The organism is Bradyrhizobium sp. UFLA05-112 (genome assembly GCF_053572325.1).
Genome location: NZ_JBANBK010000067.1, coordinates 1 through 17,276 on the forward strand (window position 1 = coordinate 1; position 17,276 = coordinate 17,276).

General features: G+C 63.7%; 15 protein-coding genes. 9 read left to right on the plus strand and 6 right to left on the minus strand.

The features are described from left to right. Positions 1-151: 151 nt before the first annotated feature. From SO180_RS30620 to nthA, 3 genes are read right to left on the minus strand one after another with little or no spacing between them, the layout of a single operon-like run. Complete coding sequence (locus SO180_RS30620) at positions 152-529, minus strand: nitrile hydratase accessory protein (protein ID WP_449382559.1); 378 nt, start codon at positions 527-529, stop codon at positions 152-154. Continuing rightward, the gene (gene nthB / locus SO180_RS30625; RefSeq protein WP_449382560.1) at positions 529-1,188 is read right to left on the minus strand and encodes a nitrile hydratase subunit beta; all 660 of its coding nucleotides are present in this window, start codon (positions 1,186-1,188) and stop codon (positions 529-531) included. The genes SO180_RS30620 and nthB overlap by 1 nt, the downstream gene beginning before the upstream one ends. Then, positions 1,185-1,817: a nitrile hydratase subunit alpha gene (gene nthA, locus SO180_RS30630; RefSeq protein ID WP_449382561.1), complete on the minus strand. Its 633-nt coding sequence runs from the start codon at positions 1,815-1,817 to the stop codon at positions 1,185-1,187. The genes nthB and nthA overlap by 4 nt, the downstream gene beginning before the upstream one ends. A gap of 199 nt (positions 1,818-2,016) precedes the next feature. Here nthA and SO180_RS30635 point away from each other — a divergent pair, with 199 nt between their 5' ends. From SO180_RS30635 to SO180_RS30650, 4 genes are all read left to right on the plus strand, one after another. After that, positions 2,017-3,525, plus strand: coding sequence for a DASS family sodium-coupled anion symporter (locus SO180_RS30635; RefSeq protein WP_449382562.1), 1,509 nt, complete (start codon positions 2,017-2,019; stop codon positions 3,523-3,525). 220 nt (positions 3,526-3,745) lie between these two features. Next, positions 3,746-4,867 (plus strand): methionine ABC transporter ATP-binding protein, encoded by a 1,122-nt coding sequence (locus SO180_RS30640; RefSeq protein WP_449382563.1) that lies wholly within the window; start codon positions 3,746-3,748, stop codon positions 4,865-4,867. Beyond that, on the plus strand, positions 4,857-5,522 hold the full coding sequence (locus tag SO180_RS30645) for a methionine ABC transporter permease (protein ID WP_449382564.1): 666 nt from the start codon (positions 4,857-4,859) through the stop codon (positions 5,520-5,522). The genes SO180_RS30640 and SO180_RS30645 overlap by 11 nt, the downstream gene beginning before the upstream one ends. Before the next feature lie 94 nt (positions 5,523-5,616). Continuing rightward, entirely contained in the window at positions 5,617-6,291 is a 675-nt protein-coding gene (locus SO180_RS30650) for an HAD family hydrolase (RefSeq protein ID WP_449382565.1), read from the plus strand. On the opposite strand, the gene SO180_RS30655 is transcribed toward SO180_RS30650, so the two are convergent. Next, entirely contained in the window at positions 6,288-7,280 is a 993-nt protein-coding gene (locus tag SO180_RS30655; protein WP_449382566.1) for a LysR family transcriptional regulator, read from the minus strand. The two genes, SO180_RS30650 and SO180_RS30655, sit on opposite strands and share 4 nt — an antisense overlap. Before the next feature lie 117 nt (positions 7,281-7,397). On the opposite strand from SO180_RS30655, the gene SO180_RS30660 reads away from it, so the two are divergent. Then, positions 7,398-8,336, plus strand: coding sequence for an MBL fold metallo-hydrolase (locus tag SO180_RS30660; protein ID WP_449382567.1), 939 nt, complete (start codon positions 7,398-7,400; stop codon positions 8,334-8,336). Between the two features lie 89 nt (positions 8,337-8,425). Beyond that, on the plus strand, positions 8,426-9,253 hold the full coding sequence (locus SO180_RS30665) for a hypothetical protein (RefSeq protein ID WP_449382568.1): 828 nt from the start codon (positions 8,426-8,428) through the stop codon (positions 9,251-9,253). Positions 9,254-9,315: 62 nt separating this feature from the next. Here the strand turns inward: SO180_RS30665 and SO180_RS30670 are convergent, their stop codons facing one another. After that, positions 9,316-10,635, minus strand: a complete 1,320-nt coding sequence (locus tag SO180_RS30670) for a GDSL-type esterase/lipase family protein (protein WP_449382569.1) — start codon at positions 10,633-10,635, stop codon at positions 9,316-9,318. A gap of 186 nt (positions 10,636-10,821) precedes the next feature. Then, complete coding sequence (locus SO180_RS30675; protein WP_449382570.1) at positions 10,822-12,015, minus strand: M24 family metallopeptidase; 1,194 nt, start codon at positions 12,013-12,015, stop codon at positions 10,822-10,824. A 486-nt stretch (positions 12,016-12,501) separates the two neighbouring features. Between SO180_RS30675 and SO180_RS30680 the strand changes: the two genes are divergently transcribed. Genes SO180_RS30680 through SO180_RS30690 form a run of 3 tightly spaced genes read left to right on the plus strand, consistent with a single transcriptional unit; the run spans position 12,502 to position 17,108 of the window. Next, the gene (locus SO180_RS30680) at positions 12,502-13,521 is read left to right on the plus strand and encodes a TRAP transporter substrate-binding protein (protein ID WP_449382571.1); all 1,020 of its coding nucleotides are present in this window, start codon (positions 12,502-12,504) and stop codon (positions 13,519-13,521) included. 15 nt (positions 13,522-13,536) lie between these two features. Continuing rightward, positions 13,537-15,426: a TRAP transporter large permease gene (locus SO180_RS30685; RefSeq protein WP_449382572.1), complete on the plus strand. Its 1,890-nt coding sequence runs from the start codon at positions 13,537-13,539 to the stop codon at positions 15,424-15,426. A gap of 20 nt (positions 15,427-15,446) precedes the next feature. Continuing rightward, positions 15,447-17,108 (plus strand): acyl-CoA synthetase, encoded by a 1,662-nt coding sequence (locus tag SO180_RS30690; protein WP_449382573.1) that lies wholly within the window; start codon positions 15,447-15,449, stop codon positions 17,106-17,108. Positions 17,109-17,276: the final 168 nt, after the last annotated feature.

The following is a 17,276-nucleotide window of genomic DNA, read 5'->3' on the forward strand; positions in this document are numbered from 1 at the left end:
CTTCGAACAAGGAGATGATCTGAAATGATCTAACAACCACTCATCCTTGACCAAGCCCATACAAGTATTCCAGAGGCGGTTGTGGGATACGGAGGAGCCGCGGCGTACTGGATTCCCGGCTTTCGCGGGGAAAGACAGTGGGTTGGGGCGACTAGCCGAAATCCTCCGCCCTGAGCACGATCGGCTGGCCGTGTGGCGTGCGGTCGGCGGCGTGATCCCAGGCATTGCGGTAGCGGTGCAGGGTTTCCGTCGAGGTGACGCCCTTGGTGGCGACCAGTTTTTCCAGCGTGGCAAGCCAGTGCAGATAGTAGGTCTCGCCGGTGTCGGGATCGCCCGCAGCCTGGGCGCGCCTGATCTCCTCTGCGAGCGCTGAGGCCCATTCGCTCCAGGTGAAGACGCCGCGCTCGTGCAATGTCAGCGCCATCGCGAAGGCCTGCGCCTCCCAGGGCGCGCGGAACACCGGACCGTCGTCATCTCGGGGAATGCTTGGGACGGCCGCAGTCGCTCTCGCAGCGGCGGCGGTACTCATCACGCCGGATCCAGATAGGGCTCGAACGCATCGATCGAGATCTTCGAGGTCGGATCGCCATCCGCGCCCCAGAGATCCCGCCCCTCGAACACCACCGTGTAGAGCCATTGCGGATTTTCGCCCAATTCCATCGCGGCCGAATCCGGAAACACCTGGCAGCCATGGTTGCGCTCGACCACGCCAACATGGCCGCGCACATAGCGCGGCAGCCGTGTATGCGTCGCCGGATGGATGTTCTTCGCGCGCACGCGATCGCCGATATTGAAACGCGCCGGCACTGGGGCGGGGCGGGCGAACTTGCCGCGCACCATGATCCGCTCGAGATCGTCGACCTCGAACTTGCCATTCCTAAGCGGCTTTGCCGGCGTCACCGCATGGCCAGCCGCGACGTCCTCCTTCGCGATATAGCCCTTGTCGAGCAGCATCTCCTCGAGCCCCAAAAACCATTTCTGGTAATAGGAGCTCGAGAGATAGACGTGCGGCAGCAGGGTCTCGCGATAGAAGCGCGAGGTGTCGATGTTGAAGGCTCCGGCGCCGCCCATCGCGCGCACCATGGCGAGGACGCGGGCTTCCCAGTCCGCGTGGAAGGTCGGCTCGTTCGGCTCGGGCTCGACCTTGCCGAACCCGTCCATGCCCCCCATGTCGTGCACGCCGTTCATGACGGCGCTCCCGGCGTCTTCGCAAAGCCGGTGCCGATCATGGAATCGCGCGTCACGAGCTCGGCGAGCTGCGCTTCGCTCCAGCCTTCCGTGCCCTCGGGCCGCATTGGCAGCACCAGGAAGCGCGTTTCGGCGGTCGAGTCCCAGACCCTGATTTCCGTCTCCTTCGGCACCGTCACGCCGAAATCGGCGAGCACGCCGCGCGGATCCTTCACCGCACGCGAACGATAGGGCGCAGCCTTGTACCAGACCGGCGGCAGCCCCAGCATTTCCCAGGGGTAACAGGAGCACAGCGTGCACACGACCATGTTGTGGCGTTCGGGCGTATTCTCGACCACGACCAGGTGATCGCCGACGCGGCTGACATGGCCGAGCATGCCGATCGCCTTGCTGCCGTCCTCCAGCAGGACCTCTTTGAAGGCGGGATCAGTCCAGGCCTTGGCGACGACGCGCGCGCCGTTGTGCGGGCCGATCCTGGTCTCGAAGGCCTGGATGATCGCATCCAGCGCGGCCGGATCGACGTAGCCTTTTTCGGTCAAAATGCTCTCGAGCGCGCGCACCCGCAGCTCGGTTTCGGAGAGTTCCGAATGGTCATGATCGTGATGATGGTGGTCGTGTTCGCTGCTCATGCCCGGCAAGATAGGCGCTTCGGTCCGAGCCTGTCGAGACCCCGCGAACCGGATGACGCCACGTGTTTGTGACCTCGCCGGCAGGCTGGCCTCGCGCGGCCATTGATCGCATTGTACTATCCGTGCACGGCCCCGTGGGGCCGGCTGAGCCTCGGTCAACGAGCCGGTACAATGCCACGGGAATTGAGGGGGAGAGCTCATGAAGGCAGACTCAACGCCGGATGACGCGAAGGTGGTCGGCGCGAAGGCACCGGAGGCGAAGGCATTTCGCTGGAAGCTGTACGCCCCGCTCGTGGTGTGGCTTGCGATCTACCTGTGGCCGGTGCCGCAAGGTCTCAACGCCAATCAGTGGCACTATTTCGCGGTGTTCGCGGCCGTCATCACCGGTCTCATCCTGGAGTCGATGCCGGTCGGCGCCGTCGGCCTGATCGGGCTGACGGTCGCCGGTATCAGTGGCTACATCGACCCCGATCCGACGAAATCGCTGCGCTGGATGCTGGCGGGCTTTGCCGAGAGCACGGTGTGGCTGATCGTCGGTGCGTTCGTGTTCTCGATCGGCTACCGCAAGAGCCAGCTTGGCCGGCGCATCGCGCTCGTGCTGGTACGCAGCCTAGGGGGCAACACGCTCGGGCTCGGCTATGCGGTCGCGATGTCGGATTTCCTGCTGGCACCGGCAACGCCCTCGAACACGGCGCGTAGCGGCGGCATCGTCTATCCCATCATCAGCAACATTCCGCGTATCTACGGCTCCGAGCCCGGCCCGACCGCTGGCAAGATCGGCACCTATGTGATGTGGACCGCGTTCGCGGCGACCGCCGTCACGAGCTCGTTGTTCTTCACCGCGCTTGCGCCCAATGCCGCGGCGCTCGCCATCGCCAAGAGGACCGCAGGCATCGACGTAAGCTGGGCGCAGTGGTTCATCGGCTTTGCGCCGCTCGGCATCCTCCTGATGCTGCTGGTGCCGCTTCTGAGCTATGCCATCTGCCGTCCCGAGGTGAAGCGGAGCCCCGAGATCTCCGAATGGGCCAGCAGGGAGCTGGCGACGATGGGGCCGATGTCGCGCCACGAATGGATCATGCTGGGCCTGATCGTGCTCGCGATGTTCCTGTGGATCACGGGATCGACGCCCGACATCAGCCTGCCCATCCTCGGCTCAAACTTCATCAACGCCACCACGGTTGTGTTCATCGTGATCTCCCTGATGCTGGTCACCGGCATCGTCGAGTTCAACGACATCGTCAGCGAGAAGAGCGCCTGGGAGGTGTTCTTTTATTTCACCTCGCTGCTGACGCTGGCCTCGGGCCTGAACGAGATCGGCTTCATCAAATGGTTCGCGAACGAATATGCAAAGCCGCTCGCCGTGCTGTCGCCGTCAACGGCGATGATCATGCTGGTCGCGCTGTTCTTCTGGATCCACTATTTCTTCTCGAGCATCACCTCGCACGCGGCGGCCGTGCTGCCGGTGGTGCTGGCGGTGGGCTCCGGCATCGCCGGGCTTCCGGTCACGACGCTTGCGATGCTCTGCATGTATTCGCTGGGCCTGATGGGCGTGATCTCGCCTTACGCCACCGGGCCGGCGCCGATGTATTTCGGCAGCGGCTATATCGGCAAAGGCCAGTTCTGGAGCTTTGGCCTGATCTTCGGGCTGATCTATTTTGCCGGCCTGCTCGTGATCGTGCTGCCGTGGTTGCAGCTCCGCGGAGGCTAGGACAGAGCGCGAACGAGTTTTTCTCCGACGGAGAGAAATCGGGAAAGCTTTGCCTAGCACGGCCCGAATATCTGCGATTGCAAGACGGACCGGATCGGACGATTGTCCTTGCTGCAACGCAGCGCGCAGTCCGGCAATTCCGCTCGCCTGACGCCAACCACCGCTGCGGCCTCGCCTGGCTGCTCGAGCCGGCGATGTCTTGCGAATGAGAGATTTTCGAATGAATGCACATCAAGCGCTCGCGGTCGGGGAACCGATCGGGGCACACGCAGCGATTTCGCCGGGCGATGCGCCCGACGCCATGGTCCGGTTCGAAGGCATCTCGAAGATCTATCCGGCCTATCGCGACAAGCCGGGCGTCCATGCCTTGCAGGACATCGACTTCGCCATTGCGCGCGGATCGATCACCGGCGTGATCGGCCGTTCAGGCGCAGGCAAGTCGAGCCTGGTGCGCCTGATCAACGGGCTGGAGAAGCCGACCACCGGCCGCGTCGTGGTCGACGGCCGCGACATCTCCGTGCTCGCCGGCCGGAGCTTGCGGCTCGCGCAGCGCTCGATCGGAATGATCTTCCAGCACTTCAACCTGCTGTCCTCGCGCACTGCCGCCGACAACATCGCGCTGCCGCTGGAAATAGCCGGCTGGCCGAAGGCCGAGATCAAGGCGCGTGTTGCCGAGTTGCTCGCGCTCGTCGACATCGCCGACAAGGCCGACCGATATCCCTCGGAGCTCTCCGGCGGCCAGAAGCAGCGCGTCGGCATTGCACGGGCGCTCGCGACGCGCCCTAACGTGCTGCTGTCGGATGAGGCGACCTCGGCACTGGATCCGCAGACCACGCGCGCGATCCTCGATCTGCTCGCGAACATCAATCGCGAGCTCGGCGTAACCATCGTGCTGATCACGCATGAGATGTCCGTGGTGCGGCAGCTCGCGAAGGAGGTGGTCGTGATCGATGCCGGCCACATCGTCGAGCGCGGCCACGTCGCCGACATCTTCACCAAGCCTGCGCATCCCATTACGCAATCCTTCATCGCGGAGGTGGTTGGCGACAGCCTGCCGGTGTCGCTGGCCTCGCGCCTCACGGCGCAGCCGGTTGCGGGCGGGCAGGCCGTGATCCGCGTCCAGGTGCGCGGCACGGGCGCGGGCGATACGCTCGTCGCGCGGCTCGCGCGCGAAGTTGGCATCGACGTGGCGCTGCTCGCGGCGCGCATCGACGAGATCGGCGGCCAGCATGTCGGTTCGCTGACGATCGGAATTCCAGGCGGCGAGGGGGCGGCACAGCAGGTGCTGGCCTGGCTCGCGCAGCATCAATTCAATTCGGAGCGTCTCGGCCATGTCGCCTGAAATGATCAATCTCATCGTCCAGGCAACCGGCGAAAGCCTGTTCATGGTCTCGATCGCCGCACTGCTCGGCACCGTCTTCGGACTGCCAATCGGCGTGTTCCTGGCGACCAGCCGCAAGGGCGAGCTGTTCGCCGCGCCTGCGGTCAATGCCGTGCTCGGCATGGTCGTCAACGCGACGCGCTCGACGCCGTTCATCATCCTGGTGGTCGCGATCATTCCGTTCACGCGGCTCGTCGCGGGCACGTCGATCGGATCGACGGCGGCGATCGTGCCGCTGACGATTGCGTCAACGCCGTTCATCGCAAGACTCGTCGAAGCCGCGATCCGCGAGGTCGATGCCGGCCTGATCGAGACGGCGTCCTCGTTCGGCGCCTCGCCGCTCCAGATCGTGTTCAAGGTGCTGATCCCCGAGGCGCTGCCCGGCCTCGTCCTCGCTCTCACGCTCGCGGTCGTCAGCCTGCTCGGCTACTCCGCGATGGTCGGCGCGGTCGGAGGAGGCGGGCTTGGCGATCTCGGAATCCGCTACGGCTACCAGCGCTTCATGCCGGAGATGATGCTCGCCGTCGTGGTCGTGCTGATTGCGCTGGTGCAGGCGGTCCAGTCCGCTGGCGACTACCTGGCGCAGCGGGTCAATCGCCGGCTGCGGCATCGCTGACGCCAAAAGGAACAAGCTATCGTCTTGATCGTATGCTTCCATGTCGTGGCGGAGGCGAGGGCGCTCCGCCGCTACGATCAGATGGAGAGCTTGCATGCGCATCGAACCGGCCTTCCTGTTTGACCTCGACGGCACGCTGGTCGACAGCGTCTATCAGCACGTACTCGCCTGGAAGCACGCGCTGGATGCCGAGGGCATCGAGCTCTCGGTCTGGCGCATCCATCGCAAGATCGGCATGAGCGGTGGTCTCTTCACCAACCAGCTTCTGCGCGAGATCGGGGTGGAGATCAGCGAGGAGCGCATCGACCGGCTGCGCCGCGCGCACGCGGCATCCTACCAGCAGCAGGCAGGCCAGATCCGTCCGCTGCCGGGCGCGCGTGAATTGCTGCAATGGCTGTCGGAAGCGAAAATCCCATGGGCGATCGCAACCAGCGGCCGGATGGAGACCGCGGCCGTGAACCTCGCTTCGCTCGGCGTCGATCCGCAACGCACGCCCGTGGTGACGCGCGACCAGGTCAAATATGCAAAGCCCGATCCCGATTTGTTTCTCGCTGCCGCGGCGCGGCTCAATGCGCCGATCGAGACGGCGGTCGTGGTCGGCGACAGCGTCTGGGACATGATGGCGGCCGTCCGCTGCCGCGCGCTGGGCGTCGGCCTCTTGAGCGGCGGCTACGGGCCGGACGAGCTGCGCCAATCCGGCGCCTTCCGCGTCTATGACGATCCCGCCGACATGCTGCGCCGGATCGACGAGGTCGGCGGCCGTCGCTAGCGCCCGCGCGAGGAGAGGGCGGGTGGCGCTTTCTTCCTGGTTCTTGCCTGACCTGGGATCATTGCCGGCGCCTGTCGAAGTTCCTTCGCGCCTTTGGGCCTCTCTTGGTCCTTCCTCAGATCAGCGAATTCTTGCCTGAGCAGGTCCACGACGGTTCTGACTTTGGGGAGATCCGCCATGCGCTTGTGGCAGATGATAGCGAGTTCTGCGCGGAGCGAGGCTGGAAGCTCGAGCTTGAGCTCGACGAGTTCGCCCGGTCGCCTGAGTCGATGGGACGTCTTCAGAAGGATCATCGCACCGACGCCTGCCTGGCAGGCCGCGACCTGTACGCTGTAATCGTCGGACGTGAAAGCGGGACGAAAGTCCGCGATCCTGGCCGCTAGCTCCGGATTCGGGCTCGTCATCTCACGCTCTCCCGCCCATGCGATCCAGTCGAGGTCGCGGAAATCGTATTTCGCGGGCAGTCTGCGTGCGTAATCCCTGCTCGCATACGCGCCGATCGGAACGACAACTTCATCGACCGTGATCAGATCAGGATCATCGGACGGATGTCTCCTGAGTGCGATGTCCGCCTCGCCGAGCGAGAGATTCAAGCGTTGCGTGCTGGCCAGAACTTCGAGCGTGATCTGTGGATGCTTTCTCTTGAGCTTCTCCGCGATCGGCGCCAGGAAATCGAAAGCGAACGAGGGGGCCGCCGTGATGCGCACGCGGCCGCTCACGGGCGAGTTCTTCGCATCGAGTGAGCGATTGGCTTCGGTCGCCCATTGCGCCATGCCTTGCGCGGCGGGAAGCAGCCCCGTACCTGCTTTTGTCAAGGCGATGCCCTGGCTCTTGCGGACGAAAAGCGGCTCGCCGAGTCCGTACTCCATCTCTGCGATCCTGCGGCTCAAAGTGGGTTGGCTGACTTTGAGGCGTCGCGCCGCGCCACTCAGGCTCCCGGCGTCGCAAATGGCCAGAAAAATGCGGAGGTCATCCCATTGCAGGTCCACGTTCACTCCTCAGGCTCAGCCGGAGCTATCCAATTATGTATGGCAACATAGGAACTTAGGCGATTGCTATTCTATCGGTCCAGGGCAAAAGCGGCAGCAGAAACGAGGAAGACAATCATGCTCCGCAAATCAGGACTCCTTTTCATTGGCGCCCTTGCCATTGTCGCGCTTTCCGCATGCGCACAGACATCCCATCCAACGCAGCATGCCGGTCTCGGCAAGCCTGTCAGCTCGTCGGCCATGGAAGCGCTGATTGATAAGCCGGGCCCCATCGAGGTTGAGACGGTTGCCAGCGCGGATTGGGTCGCCGATCTATCGGGGCTGCTCAATCTGAAGGACCCCCAAGCCGTGCAGGCAGGGCTCACGGATCACGAGGAGCCGATCCAGATCTACACCCATCTTGTGAAACATCCGACCGAAGGATTCTATATGGTCGACACCGGTGTTTCGAAGCGGTTTGTCGAGGACCCCAAGAGCTTGGGGGTCGGATGGGTGGTGCGGAACTTCGCAAAGCTCGACAAGATGCAAGTCCGGCAAGACCCTCTGTCGATCATCAAATCGGAAGCGGCTCGCCTCAAAGGGGTGCTCATGACCCATCTTCATCTCGATCATATCTCCGGGATGCCGGACATTCCGAACGATGTGCCGTTCTATACAGGTCCTGGAGAGGCCGGGGAGAAGAAGTTCGAGAACGTCTTCGTCGAGGGGATGGAAAACGCCTTCTTTGAGGGCCGGCCAGCCATACAGGAATTTCAGTTTACCAAGGATCCGGACGGGACTTTCAAAGGGGTGATCGATGTCTTCGGTGACGGCTCGTTGTTCGCAATCCTGACTCCCGGACACACGGCAGGCCATGTTTCCTATCTCGCCCGAACGCCGACAGGTCCGGTGCTCCTCACTGGCGACGCTTGCCACACGCGCTGGGGCTGGGAGCACAGCGTCGAACCTGGGAGTTTTACATTCGACCGGGAAGAGGAACGGAAGAGCTTGCTTGCGTTGAGGGCCTTGAGTGAACGTCACCCGAAAATGATCGTGAAATTGGGTCATCAGCCCTAACGCTGCGAGGCCAGCTTCTTCTCCGCCGATGAACCTTCCCGCGGAATCCGGGCACAAAGGGAGACAGCCCTTACCTCCGCGGGACCCTCATGAAATGGCTTAGCCTCGTCTGCCTGCTCATACTCGCCACCAACGCGCGTGCGGCTTCTCCAGAGCAGCACTACCTTGATCTGCGTGATCGCTACATCGCAAAATTCGCCAAGGCTCCCGAAAACGACGAAACCAACAAGCAGCACGACGCAGCAATCAAGGAGCTGTCTGAGGTGCTGCGCGGCCTTATCGGACCTGTGACGATCAAGGGGCTTCCCGCCGAGGCAACCTCCAACGTCGACACGCTGTACAAGGACGACATCGGCTTCGGCCATCTCGACGGGCTCGTTTTCAGGAGCGAAGGCGACAAGACGAACGTCGTGGTGACGACCACGGGGCTGCTCAAGCACTGGCTCGGCGATCACCGCAAAGACAGCATGCCGCAGGAGATCGACGCCGCGTTCAAATCGGAAGAGTTCTACTATGCTGCCATCCAGGACGCCGCCTTCGCCAAATATGCGGAGCTGCCGATCACCAAGCCTGCAGCGGCGAGTATCGCGATCGCCGTGCTGGGCCTGCGCGGCAATGGCGAGATCAAGGGGCTGCCTAGCGAAATCGACGTGGTCGTGATCCAGGGCGAGAATGTCTTTTTCGTCGCGGTCCGCGACGCCGTGAAGACGGCAGAGATCCCGGCCTGCGAGCAGGTCTGGAAACAGATGATGGCAAAGCCCCTCAACAAGAAGGACCCGCGGGGCGATATGGCCCGCGAGGACCACGCGATGACCGCATACACGGCGTGCTTCGCCAAGGCGGCCCCAAACCAAAGCTGGTTCGCAACGGCCATCAAGAAGGCGCAGAGCCAGATCGAGCTATTGCCGTTGCGATAGTCTTGGTGCGCGTCTCGCCGAAAAATGCGTGGGCGCTCCTGAAAGCATGACCGACGGAAGCACTATTTACGCGCCGTGATCATCTCCAGTTCGATCGCAGTGCCCATCGCGGCATATCCTGCGCGGTTGGGGTGGAGCTTGTCGCCCGGTCCACCCGTCGATGAATTGGGCTGCATCGCGGCCTTGATCTCGCCGGTCGCGGCATCGAACGTCACCGCGTCGAAATCGGCGACGCCGTCGAAAATCTTGCTCGTGCGCAGGAACTCGTTGAGCGCCTTGCGCTTGGCGTCGACCTCAACGCGGCCGTGCGTCACGATGATGCTGTGCAGCGCCGATGTCAGGGTCGCGGCAACGATCGTCACGCCGGGGATGCGCTCGCGCAGCCGCGCGACGCCGCTGGAATAGCCGTCCTCCACCGTCTTCACGGCCGCATCGGCTGCCCCGAAGTCGTTGATGCCTTCCATCCAGATCACCGCAGCGACACCCGGCAGGCTGATGACGTCACGATCGAGCCGCGAGATTGCCGAAGGGCCGCCCGCAAACGGCTTGTCCGGGGAATAATCCGATGGGCCTGCGACCTGGTTGCCACCGATGCCTTGATTGACGACGACGTATTCGTCACCGAAACGCGCATGCAACCGGCGCGACAGGACGTCCGGCCAGCGGTCATCGCCGTTGATCGTGGTCCCGGTGCCGTCCGTGATCGAGTCGCCAAAGGCGACGATCAATTGGGTACGATCGGCGACGCTCATGTCGACCTCATCCAGGAAGTACCAGGAGGTGGTGGAGAACGGGAAGCCGGCCTCGGCGATCTCGCTGCTCCTGGAACCATCACCGGGCGCGGTCAGATAGGATGTGGTCAGCGCCTTTGCGTGCCACGTCATCGGACCGCTCTCTCCGGCCACGTGGAAGCTGACTGCAAGCTTCCGGCCTCCGAGCAGCGCCGCGGTGGAGGGGCCGACAAACCCGAGCGTGACGGGATCGGAGACAACGCTTTCGCCCGCAGGGATCGTGATGAGGGACTTGCCGCCGAACCGAGCCGCAACATTGGTGCCCTCGACAATGGCGGCGCCGCTCTGCTGCAAGCCGACGAATACGTCATCGAATGTCGCCGGCCGTGTTCCAAACACGTTCGACAGCCGAATGCGGGTCTGGCCTCCCCACACATCAGGCCGAACGACGAGGCGAAAGCTCTGATCCCGAGCGCCCAGCTCCGGAGAGGGAAAGGCAAATCGGAGCTCGGGCTGCGCGGTCGCATTCCCTGCCGGATAGGGCCCCTGAGCCGAGCCGGTCCAACTCGCGATCCAGCGGTCCGCACGCGCCGGCACCGACAACGCTAGCAGGGCGACAACGGTCCCCACGGCGCGCGCGAAACCCTGCATCAGCGTCTCCTCTCGATGCCATTTTTGGTTGCAGGCAGTCTGCTCCGCCAGGCAAGATGCGCGGCCCTCATGCCTGAGGGCCCGGCGACCTCTCGAATTCAATCGCAATTTTCGCCAGCGCGTTGGACTGTCCCCACGGGATTACCGGCATCAGCAGCAGAGCTGACGGATATCGGAGCGACGCCGTTAAAGCGTCCCACCGAGATTCCAGCCGCGGCCGCCCTCGCCAAAAATCTCGTAGCCCGTCGGCGTCACCGCGACGGTATCCTCGAGCTTGATGAAGCCACGCTTGGGATGCTTCATCGTGGTCTCGATCGAAACCACCATGCCGGGCTCTAGCGGCAGCCGTGCGTCGGGATCATCGTAGGGAACCGGACCCTTGGCGGTCAGGCGAGGGGCCTCGTGGCTGACGAGGCCCATGCCGTGAGCCAGGAAGTCCGTGCAGTCACGCTGGCTGATCTTGGCCAACTCTTGCTCGGCCGCGGCATAGATGGCGCCGCCAAGTGCACCAGGCCGCACGGCGGCAAAGGCTGCGCGCTGGACGACCTCGATCTCGGCCAGCAAGTCCTTCAACTCGGCGTCCGGCTCGCCCAGCACGGCCATGCGGGCGAGGTCGCCGATATAACCATGGTAGTTTCCACCCGAGTCGAGCGAGAGCACGTCGCCTTGCTCCCAGCGCTGCGGCGACGGCGCCCGATTGTGGCTGTTGCCGCAGGCAAGCAGGCAATACTCAAAGGTCAGCCCACGCTGCACCTCCGCGACGCGCAAGGCGTCGGACAGCTGCCGCTTGGTCGTGCCCGGACCGTGCTTCGAAATCACCTCCAGCATGGAGGCGATGACGAGCTCCGATGCCGTCTTGAGCTCGGCAAGCTCCGCCGCCGACTTGACCGCACGCAAGCGCTCCAGCACGAAAAGCGCGTCCTTGAACTCGGCACCGGGCAGGGCGTCGGCAAGCGCCCTCCCTGCGTCCATCGGCAGGAACGCCATCTCGACCCCGACCCGCTTCACCGGCACACCAGCGTCCTTCAGGACGTTAACGGCGCAGGTGACGGCGTCGACCGAGCCGCTCGACTCGGTCCGGAGCTGCGACACCCAGGGCGGCGCCACGGCGCGTTGATGGGTCTCCAGACGATGCCCGACATAGATGGCCTTGCCGGGCGCGCCCTTGGGATAGACCAGGACCGGCAGATATCGGCTGACGCCCATCGCATCCATGTAGTCGAAGAAGATCGCGCGCTCGGCCCCGAGCAGGTACTGCACGTTGTGCTTTGAGGTCGCAATCAGGACGTCGAGGCCGGCGGCCTCCATCAGACGGTCGAGCTTGGCGGCATCGAATGGAATGGCGCGGGACTCAGATCCGCGGGCGACGTGCTCCTGCATGATGGACCTCCCATTGAAGCGGCGGTTTGGATCGCCTGTGTTCGTTGCAGCGCCACCCGATTAACAGTCGTCGGATGGTCGCTGATCGGTCGCGGATTGTGAGCCGGGAGCGGGGTTCCGGGTAGCTGCGGAATTGTCCGGCCTGATCTGCGCACCCATATCCGTAATTCGCATAAGGTATATTATGGAATATATTTATATCAAATTAGATCAGATATTTAGACGGAATTCCTGACACCACGCATTCGATTGCGCCCTCAACTCGTCGCAGCCGTTGAGCTCGTAACCGCGATCGGGCGCTACTTTGCATGGGGTTGTTTTGCGGATTTTGATGGCGTGCACGCACCTTGCGAAAGCCGATATTGCCGCGGCTTGGCTCGGCTGCAATAAGCGACACCTCGCGAGATCGCAGATGACCTCATGGCCTTCCGTCCGTATAGGTTTGCGTCTCAGAACAACAACAAACCTTTTGGGAGCAAACCCCCGATGAGCTTTTCCCGACGCACGCTTCTCAAGGCCTCCGCCGCGACCGCGGTCCTCAGCGGTATCGGCGCCCCCCATGTGGCGCGCGCCCAGACGGCCCAGTTTGCGTACAAATACGCCAACAACCTGCCGGACACCCATCCGCTGAACATCCGCGCCAAGGAGATGGCCGCGGCGATCAAGAGCGAGACAGACGGCAAGTTCGACCTCCAGATCTTCCCGAACAACCAGCTCGGCTCGGACACCGACATGCTGAGCCAGATCCGCTCCGGTGGCGTCGAGTTCTTCACGCTGTCCGGCCTGATCCTGGCGACGCTGGTGCCGGCGGCCTCGATCAACGGCATCGGCTTCGCATTCCCGGACTACGACACGGTCTGGAAGGCCATGGACGGCGACCTCGGCGCCCATGTACGCGGCGAGATCAAGAAGGCCGGCCTCGAGGTCATGGACAAGATCTGGGACAACGGTTTCCGCCAGACCACGTCCTCGACCAAGCCGATCAACGGCCCGGACGACCTGAAGGGTTTCAAGATCCGCGTGCCGGTGTCGCCGCTATGGACCTCGATGTTCAAGGCGTTCGATGCGGCGCCCGCCTCGATCAATTTCAGCGAGGTCTATTCGGCGCTCCAGACCAAGGTCGTCGAAGGCCAGGAGAACCCCCTGGCGATCATCTCGACTGCAAAGCTCTACGAGGTGCAGAAATACTGCTCGCTGACCAACCACATGTGGGACGGCTTCTGGTTCCTGGCGAACCGCCGTGCCTGGGAAAAGCTCCCACAGGATGTCCGCGCCATCGTCGCCAAGAATATCAACGCCGCCGCGCTCAAGGAGCGCGAAGACACCGCCAAGCTCAACGCCAACCTCCAGCAGGAACTGGCGGGCAAGGGCCTGACCTTCAACCAGCCGACGACTGCGCCGTTCCGCGACAAGCTGCGTAGCGCCGGCTTCTATGCCGAATGGAAAGGCAAGTATGGCGACCAGGCCTGGGACCTGCTGGAAAAGGCCGTCGGCAAGCTGTCGTAACGCACAAAGGCCGTCATGGCTCACATCGAGGTTCAGGTGACCGAGGTGGTGGGCGAGGTGACTGTGCAGTCCCCTCGCCGACCTTCGTTTCTGGCTTCGCTGGAGCGCGTGCTCGGCTTCATCGTCGAGATCCCGGCGGCGATCCTGGTGGTCGCCGAGATCGTCATTCTGTTCGCCGGCGTCGTCGCACGCTACGGCTTTCACCGGCCGCTGATCTGGTCGGACGAACTCGCATCCATCCTGTTCCTGTGGCTTGCGATGCTGGGCGCGGCTGTGGCGTTCCGCCGCTCCGAGCACATGCGCATGACGGCGATCGTCGCGAGCGCGAGCCCCGCGATGCGCGCCTATCTCGATCTCGTGGCGGTCTGCGCCGCGCTGGCGTTCCTCGTGATGATCGTCTGGCCGTCCTACGACTACGCCTATGAGGAAAGCTTCATCACGACGCCCGCGCTGCAGATCTCAAACATGTGGCGCGCCGCTGCGCTACCGATCGGCATCTGCCTGATGGCGGTGTTTGCGGTGCTGCGCCTGCTGCGCGCCGCCGACTATCGCACCGTGCTGACGGCCGCCGTGACCGTTGCCGCCGTCGTCGGTTTGTTCTGGCTCGCCGAGCCGTACTTGCGGACGCTCGGCAATCTCAACCTGGTGATATTCTTCGTCGGCGTCGCCGGCTTCTGCGTCTTTGCCGGCGTTCCCATTGCGTTCGGCTTTGGCCTTGCGATCTTCGGCTATCTTGCGCTGACCACGCGCACGCCGGTGATGGTGCTGGTCGGGCGGATGGACGAGGGCATGAGTCATCTGATCCTGCTCTCGGTGCCGCTGTTCGTATTCCTGGGACTTTTGATCGAGATGACCGGCATGGCGCGGGCCATGGTCGCGTTCCTGGCGAGCCTGCTCGGTCATGTCCGCGGCGGGCTGCATTACGTGCTGGTCGGCGCCATGTACCTGGTCTCCGGCATCTCCGGCGCCAAGGCAGCCGACATGGCCGCGGTCGCGCCGGTGCTGTTCCCAGAAATGAAGCAGCGCGGCGCCAAGCCCGGCGATCTCGTCGCCCTGCTCGCGGCCACCGGCGCGCAGACCGAAACCATTCCGCCCAGCCTCGTGCTGATCACCATCGGCTCGGTCACGGGCGTCTCGATTGCCGCGCTGTTCACCGGCGGCCTGCTGCCGGGCGGGGTGCTCGCCCTGACGCTCTGCATGCTGGTCTGGCGGCGCTACCGCCACGAGGACATGAGCCATGTCCGCCGCGCCAGTGCGGGCGAGATCGGCAAGACCTTCGTCATCGCCCTGCCCGCGCTCGCGCTGCCCTTCGTGATCCGCTACGCCGTGGTCGAGGGGATCGCGACCGCGACCGAGGTCTCGACCATCGGTATCGTCTATGGCGTGCTGGTCGGCCTTTTGATCTACCGCCGCTTCGACTGGCGACGGCTGTTTCCGATGCTGGTCGAGACTGCCGCGCTGTCGGGGGCGATCCTCCTGATCATCGGCACCGCCACGGGCATGGCCTGGGGCCTGACGCAATCGGGCTTCTCGCGCTCGCTTGCGTCCGCCATGACCGGACTGCCCGGCGGCTCTGCGTCCTTCATCGCGGTCTCGATCCTGGCCTTCACCATCCTCGGCAGCGTGCTGGAAGGCATTCCCGCCATCGTGCTGTTCGGGCCGCTTCTGTTTCCGATCGCGCGCGCCGTCGGCGTGCACGAGGTGCACTATGCCATGGTCATCATCCTCGCCATGGGCATCGGCCTGTTCGCCCCGCCCTTCGGCGTCGGCTATTATGCCGCCTGCGCGATTGGACGCGTTGACCCCGCCGAAGGCATCAGGCCAATCTGGGGCTACCTACTGGCGTTGCTCGTAGGATTGATTATCGTTGCGATCTTCCCGTGGATTTCGATCGGATTCCTTTGAAGCGTTGAGGGAGTGTGCCGATGAGTGAGACGCAGAACCCCTACAATATCGGCCTGGACAAGACGCCCGCGAACTACGTGCCCTTGAGCCCGCTGAGCTTCCTCGCGCGCAGCGCCGCCGTCTATCCCGACCATGTCAGCACCGTCTATGAAGGCCGCAGTTTTACCTGGGCCGAGACCTATCAGCGGTGCCGGCGCTTTGCATCGTATCTGGCAGGCAAGGGCATCGGCACCAGTGACACCGTGGCGGCCATGCTGCCGAACGTGCCGGCGATGAACGAGGTGCACTTCGCGGTCCCCATGACCGGCGCGGTGCTCAATGCTTTGAACATCCGCCTCGATGCGCCCTCGATCGCGTTCCAGCTCGATCACGGCGCGGCCAAGATCATCCTGGTCGATCCCGAGTTTGCCGGTGTCATCACCGATGCGCTGGCGCAGATGAAGGGACCAAAGCCGTTCGTGATCGACGTCGACGACGCTTCGTTCAAGGGTGGCAAGCGCATCGGCGAGATCGAGTATGAGGCAGCGGTCGCGCAGGGCGATCCCGGCTTCAACGCGATCCCGCCGCAGGACGAATGGGACGCGATCGCACTGAGCTACACCTCGGGCACCACGGGTAATCCCAAGGGCGTGGTCACCCATCACCGCGGCGCGTATTTGAACGCCGTCAGCAACATCCTCGCCGGCAATCTCGGCCAGCACCCGGTGTACCTCTGGACGCTGCCGATGTTCCATTGCAACGGCTGGTGCTTCCCCTGGACCATTGCCGCAGCCGCCGGCATTAACGTCTGCCTGCGCAAGGTTGAGCCGACAAAGATCTTCGAACTGATCAAGACGCATGGCGTCACCCATATGTGCGGCGCGCCGATCGTCTACAACACGCTGATCAACGCACCCGATGCGCCCAAGGAAACTTCGACGGGAACGGCTGCGCGGCGCGTCGTCGGCCTGATTGCAGGCGCCGCTCCGCCGGTTGCGGTGCTCGAGGGCGCCGAAAGCATCGGCATCAAGCTCACGCACGTTTATGGGCTCACCGAGGTCTATGGCCCTGCCTCCGTCTGCGCCGAGCAGCCGGGCTGGGACGAGCTGTCCGCGCCCGAGCGCGCGCGGATGAAGCGGCGGCAGGGCGTGCCCTACCCGCTGGAGGAAGGCGTCACCGTCATCAATCCGCAGACCATGCAGGAGGTGCCGCGAGACGGCGAGACCATCGGCGAGGTCATGTTCCGCGGCAACATCGTGATGAAGGGCTATCTGAAGAACGACAAGGCCACCAAAGAGGCCTTCGAAGGCGGCTGGTTTCACACCGGCGATCTCGGCGTGCTCGACGAGCACGGTTACGTCATCATCAAGGACCGCTCCAAGGACATCATCATCTCCGGCGGCGAGAACATTTCGTCGGTCGAGGTCGAGGACATCCTCTACAAGCACCCGGCCGTACTGTTCGCCGCGGTCGTGGCCAAGCCGGACGCGAAATGGGGCGAGGTGCCCTGCGCCTTCGTCGAGCTGAAGGAGGGTGCGAGCGCAAGCGAAGCCGACATCATCGCCTTCTGCCGCTCGCATATGTCCGGTTTCAAGACCCCGAAGGCGGTCGTGTTCGGGCCGATCCCCAAGACGTCCACCGGCAAGATCCAGAAATTCCTGCTGCGCAACCAGGTGGACTCGGCGAAGGCGATCTCGGCCTGATTCGCCCGTTATCTGCGATCGAGGCTCGGGTTCCCGTGAAAGTCCGGAAACGGCCGGAAAAGATTTGAAAAAAATCCCGGCCCGCCTACGGTTTCGCAAGGTCGGATTCGCTGATTCCCGAACGAGGCGCTGCGCGATTGGCGCGGCGAGGCGACCGGCTCGGTGGGG

Excerpts from the sequence above, each read along its gene's own strand:
- SO180_RS30620 (WP_449382559.1), bottom strand. The coding sequence starts at position 529 with ATGAGTACCGCCGCCGCTGCGAGAGCGACTGCGGCCGTCCCAAGCATT.
- nthB (WP_449382560.1), bottom strand. The coding sequence starts at position 1,188 with ATGAACGGCGTGCACGACATGGGGGGCATGGACGGGTTCGGCAAGGTC.
- nthA (WP_449382561.1), bottom strand. The coding sequence starts at position 1,817 with ATGAGCAGCGAACACGACCACCATCATCACGATCATGACCATTCGGAA.
- SO180_RS30635 (WP_449382562.1), top strand. The coding sequence starts at position 2,017 with ATGAAGGCAGACTCAACGCCGGATGACGCGAAGGTGGTCGGCGCGAAG.
- SO180_RS30640 (WP_449382563.1), top strand. The coding sequence starts at position 3,746 with ATGAATGCACATCAAGCGCTCGCGGTCGGGGAACCGATCGGGGCACAC.
- SO180_RS30645 (WP_449382564.1), top strand. The coding sequence starts at position 4,857 with ATGTCGCCTGAAATGATCAATCTCATCGTCCAGGCAACCGGCGAAAGC.
- SO180_RS30650 (WP_449382565.1), top strand. The coding sequence starts at position 5,617 with ATGCGCATCGAACCGGCCTTCCTGTTTGACCTCGACGGCACGCTGGTC.
- SO180_RS30660 (WP_449382567.1), top strand. The coding sequence starts at position 7,398 with ATGCTCCGCAAATCAGGACTCCTTTTCATTGGCGCCCTTGCCATTGTC.
- SO180_RS30665 (WP_449382568.1), top strand. The coding sequence starts at position 8,426 with ATGAAATGGCTTAGCCTCGTCTGCCTGCTCATACTCGCCACCAACGCG.
- SO180_RS30670 (WP_449382569.1), bottom strand. The coding sequence starts at position 10,635 with ATGCAGGGTTTCGCGCGCGCCGTGGGGACCGTTGTCGCCCTGCTAGCG.
- SO180_RS30675 (WP_449382570.1), bottom strand. The coding sequence starts at position 12,015 with ATGCAGGAGCACGTCGCCCGCGGATCTGAGTCCCGCGCCATTCCATTC.
- SO180_RS30680 (WP_449382571.1), top strand. The coding sequence starts at position 12,502 with ATGAGCTTTTCCCGACGCACGCTTCTCAAGGCCTCCGCCGCGACCGCG.
- SO180_RS30685 (WP_449382572.1), top strand. The coding sequence starts at position 13,537 with ATGGCTCACATCGAGGTTCAGGTGACCGAGGTGGTGGGCGAGGTGACT.
- SO180_RS30690 (WP_449382573.1), top strand. The coding sequence starts at position 15,447 with ATGAGTGAGACGCAGAACCCCTACAATATCGGCCTGGACAAGACGCCC.